This window comes from Micromonospora mirobrigensis, assembly GCF_900091555.1.
Lineage (GTDB): Bacteria > Actinomycetota > Actinomycetes > Mycobacteriales > Micromonosporaceae > Micromonospora > Micromonospora mirobrigensis.
The window spans coordinates 564,317-585,872 of record NZ_FMCX01000001.1 but is presented as its reverse complement, the minus strand read 5'-3'; the positions used below and the strand labels follow the sequence as shown (position 1 = coordinate 585,872).

The window sequence follows — 21,556 nt, the reverse complement described above, 5'->3', positions numbered from 1 at the left end:
GTCATGGCGGTTTCCCATCGGTGCGGCCAGCTCAGACCAACACCGTACCGGCATTCATCAATATTTATAAGGTTTGTTTCAAGAAGTAGACGAAGGTCGGGAGGACATCCCGGGTGGTGGTCAGCTCCGCCCCACCCGGGACGTCCCCGGTCGTCTCCGGTCGGGAACTCAGCGGTACTCGGTGCCACCCTCCGCGCGCTGCTGGCCGCGCGGGGGCGCGCTCCACGGCGACTCGCCGCCGGTGCGGCGGGGCAGCGGTTCCAGCGGTTCGGTGGGTGTCGGATCGGGATAGCCGAGGGTCAGCGGGGCCGTGTCCCGCTCGCTCCGTTCGCCGGCCGGCGGCCAGTCGCTCAGCGTGAAGGTGTTCTCGATCGGCTCGTCCACGGGGGCCGAGGTCAGCTCCGCCTCGGCCGCCGGACGCGGCCACTGCCGCCACCGCTGGCCACTGAACGCCGCCAGCAGCAGCAGGACCCCGATCAGGAACAGGGTGCCGTTCTCCACCGGCAGCCGCAGCGGCAGTGGATCGCCGAGGACCTTCCAGCCCTCGGGGATGCGGTCACGCACGGTGAAGGGCGCGACGAACATCCCGACGTACGGGGTGACCAGCAGCAGTCCGGCGACGATCGGCCCGAGCGGGGAGATCCGCAGGCTGCCGACCAGCCCGAGCAGGATGCCGGCGACGCCGAGGTACACGGCGGGCTCGATGAGATTGGCGGTGTTGAACGTGCCGATCTCCGCCCAACGGGTGATGGTGTGACTCGACCCGTCCTGTCCGAGGGTGATCAGCACCCACGTGAGCGGCGCCACCACCAGCCCGGCGAGGAAGCTCCAGAGATGTCGCATCCGCGCACCGTACCGTTTTCCCCATGACCGAGCACCCCTCCGCCGCTCCGCCCGGCAAGCCGACGTCGTACTCCCGCGTCACGCTCAGCCGGATCATGACCGCTGTTGACGTCAACCTGTACGGAACCGTGCACGGTGGGGTGTTGATGAAGTTCGTCGACGACGTGGCCGGAGCCGCGGCGGCCCGGCACAGCGGCGGTACGGCGGTCACCGCGTCGATCGACGAGATCGTCTTCTCGGAGCCGGTCCGGGTCGGTGACCTGGTGCACGCGCACGCCCAGGTGAACTGGACCGGCACCACCTCGATGGAGGTGGGCGTCCGGGTGGTCGCCGAGCGCTGGGACTCGGCCGAGGACGAGCCGGTCCGGGTGGCCACCGCGTACCTGGTCTTCGTGGGTGTGGACGTGGGCGGGGCGCCGCGCGCGGTCCGGCCGGTGCTGCCGGAGACCCCGGAGGACGAGCGCCGCTGCCGGGAGGCGGAGATCCGCCGCGCCCACCGGCTGGCCAGGCGCCGCGCGATCCAGGCCCACCGCGCCGGCTGAGGCGTTCCCACACGTGGTGGGGCCGCGGGGTGTGGGGCGGCCACGCCCCGCCACCCACCCCGGCTGCGGAGAATGACGCTTCGAGGTAGGGCAAGATGGCGCCACGGCCCATTTCACAGTGTCGTGCGCGGGCCAGGGGAGGGTGGATCAGTGGGTGACGTGCTGTGGACGCCGCCGGCGGACGTACGCCAGCGGTCCCGGATCGGCGACTACCTGCGCTGGCTGGCCGAGCACCGCGGGCTGGAGTTCGCCGACTACGACGCGCTGTGGCAGTGGTCGGTGACCGATCTGGACGGCTTCTGGCGGTCGATCTGGGACTACTTCGGGGTGGTCGCGCACACCCCGCCCACGGCGACCCTCGCCGGCCGGGAGATGCCGGGCACCCGCTGGTTCCCCGGCGCCACGCTCAACTACGCGGAGAACGTGCTGCGGATGCCGGGCCGGGGCGACGACGACCCGGTGGTGGTCGCGTACGGGCAGACCCGCGCGCCGCAGACGCTGACCGCCGGCGAGCTGCGCGACCGGGTCCGTCGGGTGGCGGCCGGGCTGCGCCGGCTCGGTGTCGGCGCGGGCGACCGGGTGGCGGCGTACGCGCCGAACATCCCGGAGACCTACGTCCTGCTCCTCGCCACGGCGAGCCTGGGCGCGGTCTTCTCCTCCTGCGCGCCGGAGTTCGGCACCCGCAGCGTCACCGACCGCTGGCAGCAGATCGAGCCGAAGGTGCTGGTGGCCGTGGACGGCTACCGGTACGGCGACAAGCCGGTGGACCGCCGGGGTGAGGTCGAGGCGATCCGGGGGGCGCTGCCGTCGCTGGCGCACACGGTCTCCGTCGGCTACCTCGACCCGGCCGCCGCGGCCCCCGAGGGCGCGATCTCCTGGGACGAACTGGCCGCCGCGACCGACGAGCCGCTGACCTTCACGCCGGTGCCGTTCGACCACCCGCTCTACGTGCTCTACTCCTCCGGCACCACCGGGCTGCCGAAGCCGATCGTGCACGGCCACGGCGGCATCCTGCTGGAGCACCTGAAGATGCTGGCCCTGCACCACGACCTGGGCCCGGCGGACCGGTTCTTCTGGTTCACCACCACCGGCTGGATGATGTGGAACTTCCTGGTCTCCGGGCCGGCGGTGGGTGCGGCGATCGTGCTCTTCGACGGCAACCCGGGCCACCCGGACCTGGGCGCGCTGTGGCGGTTGGCGGCCGAGACCGGCACCACGTACTTCGGCACCTCGGCGCCGTTCCTGCTGGCCTGCCGCAAGGCCGGCCTGGTCCCCGCGGAGATCGCCGACCTGTCCGCGCTGCGCGGGGTGGGCTCGACCGGCGCGCCGCTGCCCGCCGAGGGCTTCACCTGGGTGTACGAGAACGTCGGCGCCGACCTCCAGCTCCAGTCCCTCTCCGGCGGCACGGACGTCTGCACCGGCTTCGTCGGTGGGGTGCCGCTGCTGCCGGTGCACGCCGGGGAGATCACCTGCCGGGCGCTCGGGGCGAAGGTGGAGGCCCGCTCGGCCGACGGCACGCCGGTCATCGGTGAGCTCGGCGAGCTGGTGATCACCGAGCCGATGCCGAGCATGCCGGTCGGGTTCTGGAACGACCCGGACGGCCGGCGCTACCGGGAGGCCTACTTCGAGGTCTATCCGGGGGTGTGGCGGCACGGCGACTGGATCACCATCAACTCCCGGGGCGGCTGCGTGATCACCGGCCGCTCCGACGCCACCCTGAACCGGGGCGGCGTCCGGCTGGGCACCGCCGAGTTCTACTCGGTGGTGGAGGGGCTGGACGAGGTCGTCGACTCGGTGGTGGTGCACCTGGAGGACGACGAGGGCGGCGCCGGTGAGCTGCTGCTCTTCGTGGTCCTCGCCGACGGGCTGGAGCTGGACGACGCGCTGCGGCGCAAGATCTGCCGGGAGCTGCGGACCGCCCTGTCGCCGCGGCACATCCCGGACGAGATCCACCAGGTGCGGGCGGTGCCGCGCACGCTGAGCGCGAAGAAGCTGGAGGTGCCGGTCAAGAAGATCCTCACCGGCACCCCGGTGGAGAGCGCCGCAGCCAAGGGCGCGCTGGTCAACCCCGAGTCGCTCACGGCGTTCGCCACCTTCGCCCAGCGTCGCGCCGAGTCGGACTCCCCGGCGTCGGCCTGACGCCCGACGGTCGCGGGGGCTCCTCGTCGAGGGGGCCCCTGCCGCGCTCACACCAGCTGGTGGGTGGCCTTCTCGGTCGCCGCGCGGGAGCCGACCCGGGCGGGGTCGAGGTTGCCGCAGAGCACCGCGCTGGCGCGGGCGATCAGCGGGGCCAGCAGCCAGTCGACCGGGTCGGGGTGAGCGCGGGTGTCGACCAGGACCCGGTCGCCCGGGGCCAGGCCCAGCTCCGCGGCGCGGGCCTGCGCGCGGGCCAGCAGCGCCGCGTCCCCCGCACCACCTCCCGGGTACGGCGTGAAGTGGTCGCCGTGCCCGCGGACGGTGGAGACGAAGTCGGCGAAGCCGGGCGGCACCTGCCGCATCGGCAACGCGAACGGGTCCAGGGCGAGGGCGTACCGCTCGCCGGCCGACCATGCCGCCGCCTCGTCGACCCGGCCCACCGCGGCGAAGAGCACCTCCACGTCGCCCGGCGTGTCGAGCACGGTCAGCTTCGCCGACCAGCAGCCCAGCAGCACCGCGGCGGTCTGCCAGTGCGGCGGCAGCAGCACCGCGGCCGGGTCGCCGGGGGCGACGGCGTGCTCGTCGACGAGCAGGTTGGCCGTCTTGGCCACCCAGTTGCCCAACGTCGCGCCGGAGAGTTCGGTGCGTTCGCCGGTGGCGTCGTCGTACCAGGTCAGCAGCGGTCGGGTCGGGTCTGTCGCGAGGGCGTCGGCGAAGACCCGGGCAATGTTGTCGGCCATCGGCGCGAACGATACGCCCCCGGCGGCCGTACTCGATGGCGACGACAAGTCGGCGTACCGTCGGGTCGCAGTCAGCGTCCGGACCGGGCTCCGGCGTAGGCTTGCCCCGGAGTGTTCTTTCCCACAGACCCGCCGTTTCCCCCAAGGAGTCGCCCCGTGACCGCCGGTCGCCCGCCCCGCGTTCTCATCGACGCCACGAGTGTCCCCGCCGACCGTGGCGGCGTCGGTAGGTACGTCGACGGCCTGCTCGGCGCCCTCGGCAAGGTGTGCGGCGAGGGGCTCGACCTCGCCGTGGTCAGTCTCCGCACCGACCTGGAGCGCTACACCCGGATGCTGCCGGGCGCCGAGGTCATCCCGGCGCCGGCGGCGGTCGCCCACCGCCCGGCCCGGCTGGCGTGGGAGCAGACCGGCCTGCCGCTGCTGGCCCAGCAGGTCGGCGCCGAGGTGCTGCACTCGCCCTTCTACACCTGCCCGCTGCGGGCCGGCTGCCCGGTCACGGTGACCGTGCACGATGCGACCTTCTTCACCGAGCCGGAGCACTACGACAAGTCCCGCCGGACGTTCTTCCGCAGCGCGATCAAGACCTCGCTGCGCCGGGCCGACCGGGTGATCGTGCCGAGCAAGGCCACCCGGGACGAGCTGATCCGGCTGCTGGACGCCGACCCCACCAAGATCGACGTGGCGTACCACGGCGTCGACCACGCCGCCTTCCACGCCCCCGGCGAGGAGGAGAAGGCGCGGGTACGCGCCCGGCTGGGCCTCGGTTCGGGCAGCTACATCGCCTTCCTCGGGGCCAAGGAGCCGCGCAAGAACGTGCCCAACCTGATCCGCGGCTGGGTCCGCGCGGTGGCCGACCGGGAGGACCCGCCGGCCCTGGTGATCGCGGGCGGTCAGGGGCACGACGACGACATCGACCGCGCGGTCGCCGAGGTCCCGTCGCACCTGCGGCTGCTGCGCCCCGGCTACCTGCGTTACGCCGACCTGCCGGGCTTCCTCGGCGGGGCGCTGGTCGCCGCCTACCCGTCGTACGGCGAGGGCTTCGGCCTGCCGATCCTGGAGGCGATGGCCTGCGCCGCGCCGGTGCTCACCACCCCCCGGCTCTCCCTGCCCGAGGTGGGCGGCGACGCCGTCGCGTACACCAGCGAGGACCCGGACCAGATCGCGACCGACCTGGCCGCGCTGCTCGACGACGAGGCCCGCCGGCTGACCCTGGCCGAGGCCGGTTTCGCCCGGGCCAAGGAGTTCACCTGGGAGTCGAGCGCGGAGGTGCACATCGCGGCCTGGAGCCGGGCCCGTTCCTGACCGCCTCGGGTGAGCCCCCGTCCGCGCTGGTACGGGTCGGGCATGATGTGCTGATGCTCTACGCCGTCATTCCGGCGGGTGGCAGTGGCACGAGGTTGTGGCCGCTGTCCCGTGCCGGCCACCCCAAGTTCCTCCACCCGCTCACCGGCACCAGCGCGTCCCTGCTGCAGGCCACGGTCGAGCGGTTGGCGCCGCTGACCGGCCCGGATCGCACGCTGGTGGTCACCGGTGCCGCGCACGTCGCGGCGGTGGCCCGCCAGTTGACCGGCCTGCCCGAGGAGAACATCCTCGTCGAGCCCTCGCCGCGGGACTCCTGCGCCGCGATCGCGTTGGCCGCGGCGGTGATCGCGCTGCGTGAGCCGGACGCGGTGATGGGCTCGTTCGCCGCCGACCACCTGATCGGCGACCCGCAACGCTGGGTGGCGACCGTGCGGGAGGCGGTGCGCGGCGCCGAGCAGGGGCTGCTGATGACGGTGGGCATCACGCCGACCCGACCCGAGACCGGCTACGGCTACCTGGAGACCGGCGAGCCGACCGGCGACGGTCCACTGCGGTCGGTGACCGAGTTCAAGGAGAAGCCGGCGGCCGAGGTCGCCGAGGCGTACGTCCGGTCCGGCCGGCACCTCTGGAACGCCAGCATGTTCGTCTGGCGGGTCGACGTCTTCCTCGCCGAGCTGGCCCGGCAGCAGCCGGCCCTGCACGCCGGGATCACCGCTATCGCGGCGGCCTGGGGCACCGACGACCAGGACGACGTGCTGGGCACGGTGTGGCCGACCCTGCCGAAGATCTCGGTGGACTACGCGGTGATGGAGGGCGCGGCGCAGGCCGGCCGGGTGGCCACCGTGCCGGGCGACTTCGGCTGGAACGACGTGGGTGACTTCCACACCCTGGGCGACGTCCTCCCGGCCGACCCGGCGGGGAACGTGGTGCTCGGCGGGGCGAAGCCCGACGTGCTGCTGCGGGACACCTCCGGGCTGGTGGTGGTGCCGCAGTCGGGTCGGCTGGTGGCCGTCCTCGGGGTGCACGACCTGATCGTGGTCGACACCCCGGACGCCGTGCTGGTCTGCCCCCGGGACCGGGCGCAGGACGTCAAGCAGCTGGTCGACGAGCTCAAGGAGCGGGGCGAAGAGGGCTACGTCTGAGCGCCGCCAGCCCGGGCGCGACGAGGCGGGCGGTCCCGCCGGCCAGCGGTTCGGGCAGGGCGTCCGGCGGGAACCAGCCCAGCGCCTCGGACTCGTCGCTGACCTGCTCCACCGCGCCGGCCGGGGCCAGGACGGCGAAGCGTACGTCGTGGTGCAGGGACTCTCCGCCGCAGGCGACCGGGTGGACGTCCACGTCGATCGGGACGGGGTCGATGCGCAGGCCGGCGATGCCGGACTCCTCGCTCGCCTCGCGCAGCGCCGCGCCCGCCAGCGTACGGTCGCCGGGCTCGCAGTGGCCGCCGAGCTGCACCCAGCGGCGGAGCTTGCCGTGCAGGCAGAGCAGCACCCGGGAGCCGGTGGCGTCGAGGACGAGGGCGCTGGCGGTGAGGTGGCCGGCCCGGTGGGCGCGACTCGTCGCGGCCGGGCCGGCCTCGAGCAGACGCAGGGTGCGGTCCCGGGCCTGTGCGGCGCTCGGGCTGGTCGGTGTCCAGCCCGTGAGCAGCGCGGTGGCGTCGGCGTGCAGCGCGTCGACGGCGGTGCGGTGCGACGCGGCGCCGGGCTGCGGCGCGGCCGGGAAGGGCTGGGGGACCGTGGCTGGGTGGGTCTCGGGCACCCCGACACTCTACGAGCGTGGCGGTGGGCTCCGGACTCTCGACGCCGGTGGGCGCCGGGTGACACCTTCTGCGGACTGACGGCCGCAGACCCTCGTGGTGCCACCCGGTCGTCCCGCCCCCCCGGGCGCCCGACCCCGTACGCGACGGTGCCGATGTCGGGCAAGGAGAAGCATGCCGGGGTGGGAACGGCACCGTCGAGGACTTTCAGCTGACGCTTAAAGACGGTGAGAAGTGCCGTTCCGGGTAGAGTCGGCACGTGGCGGGCACCCCCTCGGCCCGCCCGGGAGCGCTCCGATGCTGAAGATCTACTTCACCGCTGAGGACATTCTCCGGACCCGGGTGGCCCCGGCCGCGGACGCGGTCTGGGAGACCGTCCTCAGCCTGCACGTGCTGTCCGGCGACGCCCGCGACCCGCTGTTGTCGGCGTGGCGGGGCGGTGTGGCGCGCACGTTGCGCCGGGAGGTCACCCACCGGCCGCGCCTGCTGCTGGCGTTGAACCCGCCTCGCGGCTACTTCCCGGACTTCCTCACCCCGTACGAGAGCCGCGGCGGCTTCGAAGCGGGGCTGGAGGCGCTGCGGTCGACCCCCGTGCCCCGGTTGCGCCGGGAGTTGACCCTGGTCGCCGCCGGTGCAGCCCTGCCCTCGTCGGCCACCGCGCTCGCCGACGGGGAGCCCGACGTGCTGCGCCACCTCACCGACTCGATGACCCACTACCGGGCCCGGGCACTGGCGCCCTACTGGGCCCGGATCGAGGCCGCGGTCGAGGCCGACCGGAAACGTCGGGCCCGGGCCCTGCTGGACGGCGGCGTCGAGGGACTGCTGGAGAGCCTCCGGCCGGCGGTGCGCTGGGAGGACGGCGTGCTCTCCGTGCCCGGCTACCCGAGCGACCGCGAGTTGCACCTCGACGGGCGGGGCCTGCTGCTGGTGCCGGCCTTCTTCTGCGCGCCGACCCCGGTCGCCCTGCTCGACCCGACGCTGCCCCCGGTGCTGGTCTACCCGGTGGACCGGCTGGGCGGCCTGCCCCGTACCGACGGTCGGCCCGACCCGGTGGTCTCCGGCGCGGAGCGGACCGCGCTGGCCGCGCTGCTCGGGCGGACCCGGGCCGAGGTGCTGGCGGCCAGCGCGGACGGCTGCACCACCGGGGAGGTCGCCCGCCGGCTGCGGATCTCCCCGGCCGCGGCGAGCCAGCACACCGCCGTGCTGCGCAACGCGGGACTGCTGGTCAGCAGCCGGGACCGCAACACGGTCCTGCACACGCTGACCCCGCTGGGGCGCGCCATGCTGCACTCCTGAGGAGGGTGCACCCCAGGATCCCGCCATCTGCCGGGCGACCCGGTGGCGCGCGGCGACCGGGCGCGGCCGGTGGTGCCGGCCGCGCTCAGAGGGCCAGCGAGGCCACTGCGGTGGTGCCGGCGGGCGGGGGCAGCAGGGTGGAGGACACGCCCTCGGCGGCCAGGGCGGTGCGCAGCCGTTGCAGGTCGGCGCCGAAGCGGACCAGGTCGGGGCGGTCGACCGGGGTGGGCGCCGCGCCGAGGATCAGCCCGGTCGCCGAGGCCGGCCAGTCCGGCACGGTGGCGGTCATGCCGGCGCGTACCTCGGCGTCGGTGACGTGGGTGAAGGCGGTGCCCGGCGCGACGACCCCGGCCACCGCGTCGATCGCCCGCCGGACCGCGGCCGGGTCCGCCTCGACGGCGCCGAGCCGGTCGGGCAGGGTGGCGGCGGCCCGCAGCCCGGCCGCCCGGGCCTCGGCCGTGCCCAGCGAGAAGAGGTCCAGCGCGCTCTCCCGGATCAGCGCGGCCGCCCCGGCGCCGTCGTCCGGCGGGGCCACCCCGAGATAGCCGCGCACCACGGCGACGGGGACCTGGTCCCGCTTGCCCTTGATCAGCTCGCCGGCGCCGGCCAGTTCGTCCACCACCGCCATCTGGGTCAGCTGGAGCTCGTTGCCGTACGGGTCGACCTCGCCCCGATGGTCGCGCACGGCGGCCATCCCGGCGACGCCGAGCGCGACGTCGGTGAGGCCGTTGCGCCACGGCCGGCCCATCGTGTCGCTGATGATGACGGCCATGTCCACGCCGTGGCGCTCGTGCAGGGCCGCGCGCAGCGCGCGGGCCGAGGCGTCCGGGTCCTTGGGGAGCAGCACCAGGCGGGTCGGGTCGACGTTGGAGGCGTCGATGCCGGCCGAGGCCATCACGAAACCGTGGTGGGTCTGCACGATCCGGGTCGCCCCACGGGTGGCCACCACCCGGGCCGTCTCGGCGGCCAGCACCTCGTCCCGGGCGGCGAGCCGCTCCGGACCGTCGGCCGGCACGTCCACCAGGCGACCCTCCGCCTTCGAGACGATCTTGCTGGTGACCACCAGCACGTCGCCGTCGCGCAGCCACGGCGCGGCGGCGGCGATCAGGGCTGCCAGGTCGTCGCCCTCGGTCACGTCGCCGATGCCCAGCACCGGCAGGATCTCCAGCCTCACACCAGCTCCAACGCGGACCGGACCATCGCCGCGGTCGCCGTCTCGTCGGTCATCCGCAGCGGCGCCGCACCGACCGTCACCCCGGGCACCTCGGCGCCCGCGTCCTCCGGCGCGACCAGCCAGCCGTCCAGCAGGCCACCGTCGCGCCGCCCGCCGTAGAGCCGGCCCACCCCGGCCGCGCTGCACTCCACGCCGAGCACGGCGAGGCAGCGGTCGGCCATCCCGCGCACGGGGGCGCCGCCGATGATCGGCGAGACCCCCACCACCGGGGCCGGCCCGCCCGCCACGGCGTCGCGCAGCCCGGGTACGGCGAGCACCGGCGCGACGCTCACCACCGGGTTGCTCGGCGCGATCAGGACCAGGTCGGCCGCCCCGATCGCGTCCAGCACACCGGGCGCCGGCTTCGCGGCGTCCGCGCCGACGAAGACGAACCGGTGGGTCGGGATGTCGGCGCGGTAGCGCACCCACCACTCCTGGAAGTGGATGGCCCGCTGCCCCTGCTCGCCGTCGACCACCGCGTGGGTCTCCAGCCGGTCGTCGGTGGCCGGGAGGATCTTCACGCCGGGCTGCCAGCGGGTGGCCAACGCCTCGGTCACCTGGGACAGCGGGTAGCCGGCGTTGAGCATGGTGGTGCGGACCAGGTGGGTGGCGATGTCCTTGTCGCCGAGGCCGAACCAGGTCGGCTCGGCGCCGTACGCGGCCAGTTCCGCCTTCACCGTCCAGCTCTCGCCGACCCGGCCCCAGCCCCGCTCGGGGTCGGCCCCGCCGCCGAGGGTGTACATGACGCTGTCCAGGTCGGGGCAGACCCGCAGGCCGTGCAGCAGCAGGTCGTCGCCGACGTTCACCACGGCGGTCACCTCGGCGCCCACCTCACGGGCGTACGCCCGGACGCCGAGCAGGAACCGGGCGCCCCCGATACCGCCGGCCAGAACCACGATGCGCATGCCTCCATCCTTCCGCACGGAACGTCGGCGGTCCGCCGTCGGCCCGGGAGACTAGGCTCACGTCGCATCCGACCGCCCACGCGAGGGGGAGAGTTCGTGACCAGCCCCGACGAGTCCGCGTCCACCGACCCGACCCCGGCCCGCCGGCTCACCGAGCCGCTGCGCGAACCGGCCGCCCTGGCGCTGCTCGGCGCGAACGCCGTGTTCCTCTTCGTCGGCCTGCTCCGGCTGCTGGTGCCGAACCAGTACGGCGACGTCACCGTCCGGGCCGACTTCGCGTACTCGCTCCTCGTCGGGCTGAACGCCGCGCTGCTGCCGCTGCTCGCGGTGCTGCTGGCCACGCACGTCCGGCCGGTGCTGCCGCACGCGGCGCTGATCACGAAGGTGGCGCTCGGCGAGTACGCGGTCAGCGGCGTGCTCGGCGCGCTGACCTTCCTGATCTGGCTGGTGGGCCGGCTGGCCGAGGGCGAGGTGTTCGACGCGTTGCTCGGCATGCTCACCCGGGCCGGTTGGCTGATCCTGGTCGCCGTGGGCGCGCTCGTGGTGTGGAAGGTGTGGAGCACCCTCTACCGGGTGCCCCGCGCGAAGCCGCAGCCCGGCATGTACGGGCAGCCGCAGCCGGGCTGGCCGCAGCAGCCCACCGGCTGGCCCGCCCCCGGCCAGCCCGCCGGCCCGTACGCCCCCGGCCAGTACGGCCAGCCCGCTCCGGCCCAGCCCGGCCCGCAGTACGGTCAGCCGTACCCGGGTCAGCCCGGCGGCGGCCCGCAGCCGGCCCACCCCGCCCCGCCGTTCGGGCAGCCGCCGTCGGCGGACCCGACCCAGACCATCCCCCGCCAGCCGGGCGATCCGGGCACCCCGCCGGCCGGCCAGGAGGGCGACCGGACCCAGCCCTTCCGGCGGGACGACCCGCGCTGATCCCCGACGGCGACCCGGACCGCGCGCTGACGCCGCCCTGACCCGACGCTGACCGCTGGACGGGTCGGATCTCACACCCGGTCCCGGGCCCCTCCCCGCGGCCGGGTCAGCGCCTAGGCTGAACGGATGTCTGACCGCATCGATCCCGGGCCGACCGAGGCGAGCGTGCGCCGGGCCCTGCGCCGGGCCGCCTCGGGGCTGGCGCTCGACGTCGACGAGGCCGCCGCGTTGCTGGCCGCCCGGGGGCCGGAGCTGGACGACCTGCTCCGGCTCGCCGGGGAGGTCCGCGACGCCGGCCTGCGCGACGCCGGCCGGCCGGGTGTGGTGACGTACTCGAAGAAGGTCTTCGTCCCGCTGACCCGGCTCTGCCGGGACCGCTGCCACTACTGCACCTTCGCCACCGTGCCGCATCGGCTGCCGGCGGCCTACCTGGAGCAGGACGAGGTCCTGGCCATCGCCCGGGAGGGCGCGGCGCAGGGCTGCAAGGAGGCCCTGTTCACCCTGGGTGACCGGCCGGAGGAGCGTTGGCCGGCGGCCCGGCGGTGGCTGGACGAGCGGGGCTACGACTCCACCCTGGACTACCTGCGCGCCTGCGCGGTGGCGGTGCTGGAGGAGACCGGCCTGCTGCCGCACCTCAACCCGGGGGTGCTCTCCTGGTCGGAGCTGCACCGGCTCAAGCCGGTCGCGCCGAGCATGGGGATGATGCTGGAGACCACCGCCACCCGGCTCTGGTCCGAGCCGGGCGGCCCGCACTTCGGCTCGCCCGACAAGGAGCCCGCGGTGCGGCTGCGGGTCCTCGACGACGCCGGCCGGGTCGGCGTGCCGTTCACCACCGGCATCCTGATCGGCATCGGGGAGACCCCGGCCGAGCGGGTCGACGCGCTCTTCGCGATCCGCCGGGCCATGCGGGAGTACGGCCACCTCCAGGAGGTGATCGTGCAGAACTTCCGCGCCAAGCCGGACACGGCGATGCGCGGCATGCCCGACGCCGAGCTGCACGACCTGGCCGCCACGGTGGCGGTGGCCCGGCTGCTGCTCGGCCCGAAGGCCCGGATCCAGGCCCCGCCGAACCTGATCGCCGGGGAATACTCGCTGCTGCTGCGGGCCGGCATCGACGACTGGGGCGGGGTGTCGCCGCTGACCCCGGACCACGTCAACCCCGAGCGCCCCTGGCCGCAGCTGGACGAGCTGGCCCGGCACACCGCGGCGGCCGGTTTCACCCTGCGCGAGCGGCTCACCATCTACCCGGAGTACGTCCGGGCCGGGGATCCCTGGCTCGATCCGCGCCTGCTGCCGCACGTGGGCGCGCTGGCCGACCCGGTGACCGGGCTGGCGGTCGAGGAGGCCCGTCCGCAGGGCCGGCCCTGGCAGGAGCCGGAGGAGGTCTTCGGCGGTGGCCGGGTCGACCTGCACGCCACCATCGACACCACGGGCCGCACCGACGACCGGCGCGGTGACTTCGACAGCGTCTACGGTGACTGGTCGGAGGTGGCCGGCAAGGTCACCCCCGAGGCGGCGGCCCGCAAGGCGGCCGGCCGGGGCGCCGGGGTGGCGGTGGCCGGTGGTGACCTGGCGGCGGGGCTGCGGCTGGCCGCCGACGACCCGGCCGCGCTGCTGGGGCCCCGACACGCCGACGCGGCGCTGGCGCTGTTCGGCGCGGACGGGCCGGCCCTGGACGAGCTGTGCCGGCTCGCCGACGACGTCCGCCGGGAGACCGTGGGCGACGACGTCACCTACGTGGTCAACCGGAACATCAACTTCAGCAACGTCTGCTACGTGGGCTGCCGGTTCTGTGCCTTCGCCCAGCGGGAGCGGGACGCCGACGCGTACCGGCTCTCGGTGGACCAGGTGGCGGACCGGGCGGCGGAGGCGTGGGCGGCCGGGGCGGGCGAGGTCTGCCTCCAGGGCGGGATCGACCCCAAGATGCCGGTCACCGGTTACGCCGACATCGTCCGGGCGATCAAGGCCCGGGTGCCCGGCATGCACGTGCACGCCTTCTCCCCGATGGAGATCGTCACCGCCGCGGCCCGGGCCGGGGTGCCGGTGAAGGAGTGGCTGCTCCAGCTCCGCGAGGCCGGACTGGACACCATCCCGGGCACCGCCGCCGAGATCCTCGACGACGACGTGCGCTGGGTGCTCACCAAGGGCAAGCTGCCCGCCGCAGCCTGGGTCGAGGTGGTGAGCACGGCCCACGAGCTGGGCATCCGGTCCAGCTCCACGATGATGTACGGCCACGTCGACCACCCGGGCCAGTGGCTGGCGCACTTCCGGGTGCTGGCCGGGGTGCAGGACCGTACCGGCGGGTTCACCGAGTTCGTGGCGCTGCCGTTCGTGCACACCAACGCGCCGATCTACCTGGCCGGCATCGCCCGGCCCGGCCCGACCTGGCGGGAGAACCGGGTGGTGCACGCGATGGCGCGGCTGCTGCTGCACGGGCGGATCGACAACATCCAGTGCTCGTGGGTGAAGCTCGGCGACGCCGGCACGGTGGCGATGCTCAACGGCGGCTGCAACGACCTGGGCGGCACGCTGATGGAGGAGACGATCTCCCGGATGGCCGGGTCGGGCAACGGGTCGGCGCGTACGGAGGAGCAGCTGCGGGCGATCGCGGCGGCGGCCGGACGACCGGCCCGCAAGCGGACGACCGCGTACGGTCACGTCCGCACCTGACGTCGAACCTTTTCCCACCGCCGGCCGTACCCGTTGTCGCCGGTGGCGGTCGCGGCGAGGACCGCTGCCGGTAGCCCTCATCCTGGGCCCGGCGGCATCGTCCGGGCCCCGGTCGTCCCGCGGGCGCCGCGGCGCCACGGTGGAAAGGTTGCCCATGACCAGTGCAGAGCGGAAGCGGCCCTGGCCGCGGCTGACCCGCCGGCAGACGTTGACCGCCGCGGCGAGCGCCACCCTCGGCGCCGCCGCGCTCACCGTGCCGGGCCTGTCGGCCGCGCAGAACTCCCCGGCGTCGGCGGCGCAGGAGGGTCCGATCGTCGTCCACCTGAGGGACGCGGCCTCCGGCACCATGGACGTCTTCGTCGGCACGTCCCGGATCCAGGTCCGCGACCGGAACCTGGCCGAGCGGCTGCGACGCGCCGCCGGCCGGCGTTGAGGGGGCGGCATGTCTTCGCACCGTGAGGCCCCGGAGATCGCCAAGGACCCGGTCGCCGACAGCTCCGACCTGTACGCCTTCGTCACGCCCGGCCACCCGGACTCGGTCACGTTGATCGCCAACTACGTGCCGTTGCAGCTGCCGTCGGGCGGGCCGAACTTCTTCGAGTTCGGCGACGACGTCCGATACGAAATCCACGTCGACAACGACGGAGACGGGCACCCGGATGTCACCTATCGTTTCGAATTCACCACCGAGATCACCAATCCGAATAGTTTTCTCTATAACACCGGCCCGATCGAGTCGCTGGACAGCAGGAACTGGAACCGCCGCCAGTTCTACCGGCTGACCCGGATCGCCGAGGGCCGGGAGCACGTGCTGGCGCACAAACTGCCCTGCCCGCCGTGCAATGTCGGGCCGTTGTCCACGCCGAAATACCACGAGCTGGTCCGGCAGGCGACGTACCGGCTCTCCACCGGGGAGAAGGTCTTCGCCGGGCAGCGCGCGGACGGCTTCTTCGTCGACCTGGGCGCGGTCTTCGAGCTGGGGACGCTGCGCCCGTTCCAGCAGCTGCACGTGGCCGGGAAGAAGCTGTTCAGGGCCGAGGGGGAGCCGGTCAACTCGCTGGACCGGATGAACGTGCACAGCATCGCGGTGCAGGTGCCGCTGAGCCGGGTGCGCCGTCGGGCCAGCCGGTACGCCGCCGCCGACCGGGCCTCGGTGATCGGGGTCTGGACGTCCGCCTCCCGACAGCAGGTGCGGGTGCTGGGCGACCGGGTGGCGGCGGACACCGCCGCGGGTCCGTTCACCCAGGTCTCCCGGCTGGGGAATCCGCTGTTCAACGAGGTCGTCGTCCCGATGTCCAAGAAGGACCTGTGGAACACCCTGCCGCCGTCGGAGGACAAGCGGTTCGCGCACTTCGTGGAGCATCCGGAGCTGGCCGCCCTGCTGCCGGCGCTCTATCCCGGGGTGTTCCCCCGGCTGGAGGCGTTGAACAGGTCGAAGAAGCCGCGGGCGGACCTGGCGGCGATCCTGCTCACCGGCATCCCGGCCGGGCTGATCGACGGCTTCACCAACAGCACCGGCGACCTCCAGGCCGACATGCTGCGGCTGAACACCGCCATCCCGCCGACCCGCAAACCGGACCGGTTCGGGGTGCTCGGCGGCGACCTGGCCGGCTTCCCGAACGGCCGCCGGGTCGGTGACGACGTGGTGAGCATCGCACTGCGGGCCATCGCCGGGGTGACCGTGCCGCTGGTCGACAAGACGTTCACCCCGGACGCGGCGGCCGCCGCGGTGACCCCCGGGTTGAGCGCCGCCGACGTGACCGCACCGTTCCTCGGGGACTTCCCCTTCCTCGGTACGCCGTACGACGGGTTCGGCAACCCACCGGCAACAAAGTCCTGATCGGGGTGACCATGCACACGCACCACCACGAGTACGGCCCCACCGGGAGTGGGACGGTCCTGCTCGACATCGGGGCCGACACCGGCGCCCTGATCATCTACACCGGACCGGAGCTGCGGGGTCGGGAGATCGAGATCAGTCGGGCCGACCGGGCGCGCGGCGTGCGTACCCATGCCGCCGTCCGCGAGCGGATCGTCCGCGAGGGGTCCTTCCACAGTGCGGTCCACCCGGACCTGGCGGCCGGCGTCTATACCATCTGGTGGGACGCCGAGCGGCCGGCCGGAACGGCCACCGTGGTCGGTGGCGGTATTGCCGAGTTCGTCTGGCCGACCAGCGCTCCGGCCGACTTCGGCTGAGTCTCCGCAGCCGCGCCGGCCCGCCGCGCCCTGTCCACGATGTGGACAGGGCGCCGTCGGCGTTCTCCGCCTCGGCAGGCGGCCGGCGGCGCGGCGGGTTAACCTGTGCCCCACCAAGATCAGCGATCTTGGTGGGGCAGTCCTCCGCATGCGGCCGGACGGCCCGTCCACTGCCTCCGCCCCGGCGACGCCGGCGCGGACGGCGGCGGCGCCACGGCAGAAAATTCGGCAACTCGCCGAAGAGGGCGTTACTCGTCCGGGGTCTGAATCGATAGGGCAGGTTGCGAGGCCGGGCGGCTCAGGCGGCCACCCGGGGCGTGTCGGGAGGGCGACTCCATTATCAAGTTTGGCTTGACGGCGCACGCATTACACGCGTGTAATTTGATTGGGGTTGTCCACACGGAACGCATCAAATTGGGACCGGACGGACACGCACGCCTTTCGCGTGGGGGGTTGCAGCGGCGTTGAGCCGGTGCGCGACAAGGAGGCAATTGATGGACGGCCAGCTCGAGGTGGCCGACCTGCTCGGAAACGCGCCGGAGTGGCAGGAGCAGGCGCTCTGCTCCCAGACCGACCCGGAGGCGTTCTTTCCCGAGAAGGGCGGCTCGACCCGCGAGGCGAAGCGGATCTGCTCGCGGTGCGAAGTGAAGACGGAGTGCCTCGAATACGCGCTGGGACACGACGAGCGATTCGGGATCTGGGGCGGGCTCTCCGAGCGGGAACGGCGCAAGCTCAAGCGGCGGGCTGCCTGACCCAGGGGTTCGGGCCGGGGCGGTGGGGGCCGCCCGGCTCACGCCTTCACCGGGCGGCCGGGCCGGACGGGGGCGGGCTTGGTCGGTGGTGGCTCGCCTCGGCGGTCGGGGGCCGGGCGCGCGGGGGTGTGCGCCGGTCAGGCCAGCTCGTCGGGGTCGACCCCGAGCAGGTTCGCCACCTGCTCGATGATCACATCGTGCACCAGGTCCGCGAGGTCCTCGCGGTCCATCGCCCGGAACTCCAGCGGACGCCGGTAGAGCACGATCCGCGGTGGGACATCCTGGCGACCGGGCCGGCCGGGCAGCAGCCGTGCGAGCGGCACCTCGCCGTCCTCCAGCACGTCGGAGTCGTAGACGTTCAAGTCCGGCGGCACGTCCTCGACCGCGAACTCGACCCCGGCCAGCTCCTTGGCGAAGCGCCGTTCCAGCGTCTCCACCGTGTCCAGCACCAGGTCGTCGAAGACCTCGGCCTTCGTCCGCGCCAGCGGGACGGTCGCCGGCACCAGCCGCCCGCGCAGGCCCCGCCCGTGCCGGTCACGGTGGGTGCGCCGGCCGGAGCCGGGGCGGCGGTGTTCCGGACTGGTCATGAGGCACAGGGTAGCCCCCGGGCCCGTCCGGACGGCGTCGGCGGCGCCGGTACGCCGCGAGCCGGACGCCTGGTGCCAATTGTGATCACCGTGACGGGCGTGTCGTAACGCGAACCGGTGCGCCGGACCCGGTATTGGGGATACCCTGCCGCCGTGAGGTCACCACGGCGCTGCTCCCGTAACGGCTGCCCCCGGCAAGCGGTCGCCACATTGACCTATGTCTACAACGAGTCGACAGCGGTCGTGGGGCCGCTGGCGGCGTTCGCCGAACCGCACACGTACGACCTGTGTGAGCCGCACGCGCGCACCCTGACCGCGCCGCGCGGTTGGGACGTCGTGCGGCACGAGGGCGAGTTCGAGCCGCCGCCGCCCACCACCGACGACCTGGTGGCGCTCGCCGAGGCCGTCCGCGAGGCCGCCCGCCCCGCGCCCCCCAGGCCCCCCGCGGACGACCAGGACCCGCCCGGCCACCCCCACTCCCACACCGGCCGCCGCGGCCACCTCCGCGTAATCCCCCCCAACCACTAACCCTGCCCCAGCGCTCCCACCCCGCCCCGGCCACGGGTCGGCTGCGTTGATCATGAAGTTGGCGGCGATGTGGATCTCCAAAACTGCCGCTAACTTCATGATCAACGCAGCGGCCGAGGGGTAAGCCCGCGCGGGGGTGGGTGGGGTCAGTGGCCCAGGAGGCGGGAGAAGGCCTGGGCGCGGCGGGACGGGCGGTTGGTGCGCAGTTCGGCCTCGTCGGCGGAGAACATCAGCCGCAGGCCGGCGTTGACGGCCAGCCAGCGCAGCGGTTCCGGCTCCCACCTCGGGGAGCGGTGGTCGACCCAGGGAAGGTCGGTCAGGTCACTCCGCTCGCCCCGGATCAGGTCGGCGAGCGTACGCCCGGCGAGGTTGCTGGTGCCGACGCCGTCGCCGACGTAGCCGCCGGCCCAGCCCAGGCCGGTGGAGCGGTCCAGCCCCACCGAGGCGGCCCAGTCGCGAGCCACGCCGAGCGGGCCGCCCCAGGTGTGGCTGACCGGCACCTCCGGCCCGAGCACCGGGAAGAGCTCGCCGAGCACCCGGCGCAGCGCGGCGAAGACCCGGGGTTCCCGGTCGAAGCCGGGGGAGACCCGGGAACCGAAGTGGTAGGGGGCGCCCCGCCCGCCGAAGGCGAGCCGGCCGTCGGCGGTGCGCTGGCCGTAGATGATGACGTGCCGGTGGTCGGAGAAGGTCTCCCGCTCGGCCAGCCCGATCCGCGCCCACGTCTCCTCGGACAGCGGCTCGGTGGCGACCATCAGCGAGTAGACCGGGGCGAGCGCGCGGCGCTGGCCGGGCAGCGCCGGGGTGTAGCCCTCGGTGGCCCGGACCACGATCGGGGCCCGGACGGTGCCGTGCCGGGTCACCGCCGCACCGGGGCGCAGCGCGGTGACCGGGGTGCGCTCGACGATGGTCACCCCGCGACGTTCCACCGCCCGGGCCAGCCCGCGGACCAGTCGGGCCGGGTGCACCGCGGCGCAGTGCGGGGTGTACGTCCCACCGCGTACCCCGTCGGCGGCGCAGCGGGCGGTGGCCTCGGCGGGGTCGAGCAGCACCAGGTCGGCGTCGGTCAGCCCGTGCGCGTGGGCGGTGGCCACCTCGGCCCGGGCCCGCTCCACCTGCACCTCGCTGCGGGCCAGCACCACGGTCCCGCCCTGGCGCCAGTCGCAGTCGATTCCCTCGGCGGTGACCACCCGGCCCACCTCGCGGACGGTCTCCTGCATGGCCCGTTGCATGGCCAGCGCCCGGTCCCGGCCGTGCCGGCGGGCCAGCGCGGGCAGTGAGGTGGGGAAGAGCGCCGAGCACCAGCCGCCGTTGCGCCCGGAGGCGCCGTACCCGGCGATCTCGGCCTCCAGCACGGTGATCCGCAGCGTCGGGTCCGCCCCGGCGAGGTAGTACGCCGTCCAGAGCCCGGTGTAGCCGGCCCCGACGATCACCACGTCGGCGTCGGTGTCGCCGGGCAGCTGCGGGCGGGGCGTCAGCGGCCCGTCCAGGCTGGACAGCCAGTACGACAGGTCCTGGTAGCGCATCACCACTCCGCTGGGGGCAGGTCGTGGCGCAGCCTCGGGTCGGGCCGCGGGGTGCCGTACGCCTCGACGACCGACACCACGCCGGCCCAGACCGGGCCGTCGGCGATGGCCAGGTGGGCGACCCGGCCGGCGTCGAGCACGGCGTGCAGGGCGCTCCGGTCGCCGACGGCGAGGTCGGGCAGTCGGCGTACCCGGGCCCGCTCGGTGCCGCCGACGGGCCCGGCGGCCGGGGTGCCGGAAGGGCGGGGCCCGGACCCGTCGCCGTGGGTCCCGGCCCCGCCCGCTGCTGGGCCGCCGGTCAGAGGCGCGACCATGCCTCGGTCAGCACCGAGCGGAGGATCTGCTCGATCTCGTCGAACTGCTGCTGCTCGGAGATCAGCGGCGGGGCGAGCTGCACCACCGGGTCGCCCCGGTCGTCGGCCCGGCAGTAGAGGCCGGCCTGGAACAGCGCGGTGGAGAGGAAGCCGCGCAGCAGCCGTTCCGACTCGGCCTCGTCGAAGGTCTCCCGGGTGGTCTTGTCCTTGACCAGTTCGATGCCGTAGAAGTAGCCGTCGCCCCGGACGTCACCGACGATCGGCAGGTCGTTGAGCTTCTCCAGGGTGGACCGGAAGGCGTCCTCGTTGGCCCGGACGTGCCCGACCAGGTCCTCGCGGGCGAAGACCTCCAGGTTGGCCAGGGCGACCGCGCAGGAAACCGGGTGGCCGCCGAAGGTCACCCCGTGGGCGAACATGCCGGTCTCGGTGAGGAACGGCTCCATCAGCCGCTCGCTGGCGATCATCGCGCCGAGCGGGGCGTAGCCGGAGGTGATGCCCTTGGCGGTGGTGATGATGTCGGGCTGGTAGCCGTAGCGCACGGCGCCGAAGTACTCGCCCAGCCGACCCCAGGAGCAGATCACCTCGTCGGAGACGAGCAGCACGTCGTACGCGTCGCAGATCTCCCGGACCCGCTCGAAGTAGCCGGGCGGCGGCGGGAAGCAGCCGCCGGAGTTCTGCACCGGCTCCAGGAAGACCGCGGCGACGGTGTCCGGCCCCTCCCGCTCGATGGCCCGGCCGATCTCCTCGGCGGCCCAGCGGCCGAACGCCTCCGCGGAGTCGCCGTGCTCGGGGGCGCGGTAGAAGTTGGTGTTCGGCACCTTGATGCCGCCGGGCACCAGCGGCTCGAAGTCGCTCTTGATGCCGGGCAGGCCGGTGATCGACAGCGCGCCCATCGAGGTGCCGTGGTAGGCGATGTACCGGCTGACCACCTTGTGCTTGTTGGGCTGGCCGGTGCGCTTGAAGTAGGCCCGGGCCAGCTTCCACGCCGCCTCGACGGCCTCCGAGCCGCCGGTGGTGAAGAAGACCCGGTTGAGGTCGCCGGGGGCGAGCGAGGCGACCTTCTCGGCCAGCTCGACGGCGGTCGGGTGGGCGTACGACCAGAGGGGGAAGTACGCCAGTTCGGCGGCCTGCTTGGCGGCGGCCTCGGCGAGTTCGGTGCGGCCGTGGCCGGCGTTGACGACGAAGAGGCCGGCGAGCCCGTCGAGGTAGCGGCGGCCCTGGGAGTCCCAGACGTACGCGCCCTCGCCGCGCACGATGGTCGGCACCTCCCCGTCGGCGTAGCTCGCCATCCGGGTGAAGTGCATCCAGAGGTGGTCGGTGGCGTTGGCCATGTCAGCCCCA

At 74.0% G+C, this 21,556-nt stretch carries 21 protein-coding genes; 12 read left to right on the top strand and 9 right to left on the bottom strand.

Going from position 1 to position 21,556, the window contains the following annotated elements:
* Positions 1 to 168 precede the first annotated feature (168 nt).
* Positions 169 to 843: a hypothetical protein gene (locus GA0070564_RS02800; RefSeq protein WP_091601969.1), complete on the bottom strand. Its 675-nt coding sequence runs from the start codon at positions 841 to 843 to the stop codon at positions 169 to 171.
* Between the two features lie 23 nt (positions 844 to 866).
* Here GA0070564_RS02800 and GA0070564_RS02795 point away from each other — a divergent pair, with 23 nt between their 5' ends.
* Together GA0070564_RS02795 and GA0070564_RS02790 are read left to right on the top strand one after the other, a co-directional pair.
* A complete protein-coding gene (locus GA0070564_RS02795; RefSeq protein ID WP_091601966.1) occupies positions 867 to 1,385 on the top strand; it encodes an acyl-CoA thioesterase in 519 nt (172 codons plus the stop codon).
* Between the two features lie 150 nt (positions 1,386 to 1,535).
* Complete coding sequence (locus GA0070564_RS02790; protein WP_091601964.1) at positions 1,536 to 3,524, top strand: acetoacetate--CoA ligase; 1,989 nt, start codon at positions 1,536 to 1,538, stop codon at positions 3,522 to 3,524.
* 47 nt (positions 3,525 to 3,571) lie between these two features.
* Here GA0070564_RS02790 and GA0070564_RS02785 read toward each other — a convergent pair whose 3' ends face one another.
* Entirely contained in the window at positions 3,572 to 4,261 is a 690-nt protein-coding gene (locus GA0070564_RS02785) for a TIGR03089 family protein (RefSeq protein ID WP_091601961.1), read from the bottom strand.
* A gap of 156 nt (positions 4,262 to 4,417) precedes the next feature.
* Between GA0070564_RS02785 and GA0070564_RS02780 the strand changes: the two genes are divergently transcribed.
* Together GA0070564_RS02780 and GA0070564_RS02775 are read left to right on the top strand one after the other, a co-directional pair.
* Positions 4,418 to 5,563: a glycosyltransferase family 4 protein gene (locus GA0070564_RS02780; protein WP_091601959.1), complete on the top strand. Its 1,146-nt coding sequence runs from the start codon at positions 4,418 to 4,420 to the stop codon at positions 5,561 to 5,563.
* Between the two features lie 53 nt (positions 5,564 to 5,616).
* Positions 5,617 to 6,705 carry a mannose-1-phosphate guanylyltransferase gene (locus GA0070564_RS02775; RefSeq protein ID WP_091604429.1) on the top strand — a complete coding sequence of 363 codons (1,089 nt, stop codon included), beginning with the start codon at positions 5,617 to 5,619 and terminating at the stop codon, positions 6,703 to 6,705.
* On the opposite strand, the gene GA0070564_RS02770 is transcribed toward GA0070564_RS02775, so the two are convergent.
* Positions 6,674 to 7,228: an NUDIX hydrolase gene (locus GA0070564_RS02770; RefSeq protein WP_245669838.1), complete on the bottom strand. Its 555-nt coding sequence runs from the start codon at positions 7,226 to 7,228 to the stop codon at positions 6,674 to 6,676. The two genes, GA0070564_RS02775 and GA0070564_RS02770, sit on opposite strands and share 32 nt — an antisense overlap.
* Positions 7,229 to 7,613: 385 nt before the next feature.
* Between GA0070564_RS02770 and GA0070564_RS02765 the strand changes: the two genes are divergently transcribed.
* Entirely contained in the window at positions 7,614 to 8,612 is a 999-nt protein-coding gene (locus GA0070564_RS02765) for an ArsR/SmtB family transcription factor (RefSeq protein WP_091601956.1), read from the top strand.
* 85 nt (positions 8,613 to 8,697) lie between these two features.
* Here the strand turns inward: GA0070564_RS02765 and GA0070564_RS02760 are convergent, their stop codons facing one another.
* Together GA0070564_RS02760 and cofD are read right to left on the bottom strand one after the other, a co-directional pair.
* The gene (locus GA0070564_RS02760) at positions 8,698 to 9,786 is read right to left on the bottom strand and encodes a coenzyme F420-0:L-glutamate ligase (protein ID WP_091601953.1); all 1,089 of its coding nucleotides are present in this window, start codon (positions 9,784 to 9,786) and stop codon (positions 8,698 to 8,700) included.
* On the bottom strand, positions 9,783 to 10,730 hold the full coding sequence (cofD, locus tag GA0070564_RS02755; RefSeq protein ID WP_091601950.1) for a 2-phospho-L-lactate transferase: 948 nt from the start codon (positions 10,728 to 10,730) through the stop codon (positions 9,783 to 9,785). The genes GA0070564_RS02760 and cofD overlap by 4 nt, the downstream gene beginning before the upstream one ends.
* A gap of 96 nt (positions 10,731 to 10,826) precedes the next feature.
* Between cofD and GA0070564_RS02750 the strand changes: the two genes are divergently transcribed.
* The 6 genes from GA0070564_RS02750 to GA0070564_RS02725 all read left to right on the top strand — a co-directional run bounded on the left by GA0070564_RS02750 (position 10,827) and on the right by GA0070564_RS02725 (position 17,263).
* A complete protein-coding gene (locus tag GA0070564_RS02750; protein WP_091601949.1) occupies positions 10,827 to 11,645 on the top strand; it encodes a hypothetical protein in 819 nt (272 codons plus the stop codon).
* Positions 11,646 to 11,771: 126 nt separating this feature from the next.
* Positions 11,772 to 14,315, top strand: a complete 2,544-nt coding sequence (locus tag GA0070564_RS02745; RefSeq protein ID WP_091601946.1) for a bifunctional FO biosynthesis protein CofGH — start codon at positions 11,772 to 11,774, stop codon at positions 14,313 to 14,315.
* 154 nt (positions 14,316 to 14,469) lie between these two features.
* Positions 14,470 to 14,748 (top strand): hypothetical protein, encoded by a 279-nt coding sequence (locus tag GA0070564_RS02740; protein ID WP_091601943.1) that lies wholly within the window; start codon positions 14,470 to 14,472, stop codon positions 14,746 to 14,748.
* A gap of 9 nt (positions 14,749 to 14,757) precedes the next feature.
* Positions 14,758 to 16,155, top strand: coding sequence for a DUF4331 domain-containing protein (locus tag GA0070564_RS02735; protein ID WP_091601941.1), 1,398 nt, complete (start codon positions 14,758 to 14,760; stop codon positions 16,153 to 16,155).
* 11 nt (positions 16,156 to 16,166) lie between these two features.
* The gene (locus tag GA0070564_RS02730; RefSeq protein ID WP_091604426.1) at positions 16,167 to 16,511 is read left to right on the top strand and encodes a phospholipase; all 345 of its coding nucleotides are present in this window, start codon (positions 16,167 to 16,169) and stop codon (positions 16,509 to 16,511) included.
* Positions 16,512 to 17,005: 494 nt separating this feature from the next.
* Positions 17,006 to 17,263 carry a WhiB family transcriptional regulator gene (locus GA0070564_RS02725; RefSeq protein WP_007074725.1) on the top strand — a complete coding sequence of 86 codons (258 nt, stop codon included), beginning with the start codon at positions 17,006 to 17,008 and terminating at the stop codon, positions 17,261 to 17,263.
* Between the two features lie 137 nt (positions 17,264 to 17,400).
* On the opposite strand, the gene GA0070564_RS02720 is transcribed toward GA0070564_RS02725, so the two are convergent.
* A complete protein-coding gene (locus GA0070564_RS02720; RefSeq protein ID WP_091601939.1) occupies positions 17,401 to 17,850 on the bottom strand; it encodes a metallopeptidase family protein in 450 nt (149 codons plus the stop codon).
* Positions 17,851 to 18,003: 153 nt separating this feature from the next.
* Between GA0070564_RS02720 and GA0070564_RS02715 the strand changes: the two genes are divergently transcribed.
* A complete protein-coding gene (locus GA0070564_RS02715; protein ID WP_091601936.1) occupies positions 18,004 to 18,378 on the top strand; it encodes a DUF3499 domain-containing protein in 375 nt (124 codons plus the stop codon).
* Positions 18,379 to 18,524: 146 nt separating this feature from the next.
* On the opposite strand, the gene GA0070564_RS02710 is transcribed toward GA0070564_RS02715, so the two are convergent.
* The 3 genes from GA0070564_RS02710 to GA0070564_RS02700 are packed head-to-tail and all read right to left on the bottom strand — an operon-like array spanning position 18,525 to position 21,546.
* Complete coding sequence (locus GA0070564_RS02710; protein ID WP_176730531.1) at positions 18,525 to 19,901, bottom strand: NAD(P)/FAD-dependent oxidoreductase; 1,377 nt, start codon at positions 19,899 to 19,901, stop codon at positions 18,525 to 18,527.
* Complete coding sequence (locus tag GA0070564_RS02705) at positions 19,901 to 20,215, bottom strand: hypothetical protein (protein WP_091601934.1); 315 nt, start codon at positions 20,213 to 20,215, stop codon at positions 19,901 to 19,903. Before GA0070564_RS02705 ends, GA0070564_RS02710 begins: the two co-directional genes overlap by 1 nt.
* Positions 20,200 to 21,546 carry an aspartate aminotransferase family protein gene (locus tag GA0070564_RS02700; RefSeq protein ID WP_091601932.1) on the bottom strand — a complete coding sequence of 449 codons (1,347 nt, stop codon included), beginning with the start codon at positions 21,544 to 21,546 and terminating at the stop codon, positions 20,200 to 20,202. Before GA0070564_RS02700 ends, GA0070564_RS02705 begins: the two co-directional genes overlap by 16 nt.
* Positions 21,547 to 21,556: the final 10 nt, after the last annotated feature.

Bases quoted from the DNA above. Each gene is read 5' to 3' on its own strand.
- GA0070564_RS02800 (WP_091601969.1), bottom strand. From the start codon at position 843: ATGCGACATCTCTGGAGCTTCCTCGCCGGGCTGGTGGTGGCGCCGCTC.
- GA0070564_RS02795 (WP_091601966.1), top strand. From the start codon at position 867: ATGACCGAGCACCCCTCCGCCGCTCCGCCCGGCAAGCCGACGTCGTAC.
- GA0070564_RS02785 (WP_091601961.1), bottom strand. From the start codon at position 4,261: ATGGCCGACAACATTGCCCGGGTCTTCGCCGACGCCCTCGCGACAGAC.
- GA0070564_RS02775 (WP_091604429.1), top strand. From the start codon at position 5,617: ATGCTCTACGCCGTCATTCCGGCGGGTGGCAGTGGCACGAGGTTGTGG.
- GA0070564_RS02765 (WP_091601956.1), top strand. From the start codon at position 7,614: ATGCTGAAGATCTACTTCACCGCTGAGGACATTCTCCGGACCCGGGTG.
- cofD (WP_091601950.1), bottom strand. From the start codon at position 10,730: ATGCGCATCGTGGTTCTGGCCGGCGGTATCGGGGGCGCCCGGTTCCTG.
- GA0070564_RS02745 (WP_091601946.1), top strand. From the start codon at position 11,772: ATGTCTGACCGCATCGATCCCGGGCCGACCGAGGCGAGCGTGCGCCGG.
- GA0070564_RS02740 (WP_091601943.1), top strand. From the start codon at position 14,470: ATGACCAGTGCAGAGCGGAAGCGGCCCTGGCCGCGGCTGACCCGCCGG.
- GA0070564_RS02735 (WP_091601941.1), top strand. From the start codon at position 14,758: ATGTCTTCGCACCGTGAGGCCCCGGAGATCGCCAAGGACCCGGTCGCC.
- GA0070564_RS02730 (WP_091604426.1), top strand. From the start codon at position 16,167: ATGCACACGCACCACCACGAGTACGGCCCCACCGGGAGTGGGACGGTC.
- GA0070564_RS02725 (WP_007074725.1), top strand. From the start codon at position 17,006: ATGGACGGCCAGCTCGAGGTGGCCGACCTGCTCGGAAACGCGCCGGAG.
- GA0070564_RS02720 (WP_091601939.1), bottom strand. From the start codon at position 17,850: ATGACCAGTCCGGAACACCGCCGCCCCGGCTCCGGCCGGCGCACCCAC.
- GA0070564_RS02710 (WP_176730531.1), bottom strand. From the start codon at position 19,901: ATGCGCTACCAGGACCTGTCGTACTGGCTGTCCAGCCTGGACGGGCCG.
- GA0070564_RS02705 (WP_091601934.1), bottom strand. From the start codon at position 20,215: ATGGTCGCGCCTCTGACCGGCGGCCCAGCAGCGGGCGGGGCCGGGACC.
- GA0070564_RS02700 (WP_091601932.1), bottom strand. From the start codon at position 21,546: ATGGCCAACGCCACCGACCACCTCTGGATGCACTTCACCCGGATGGCG.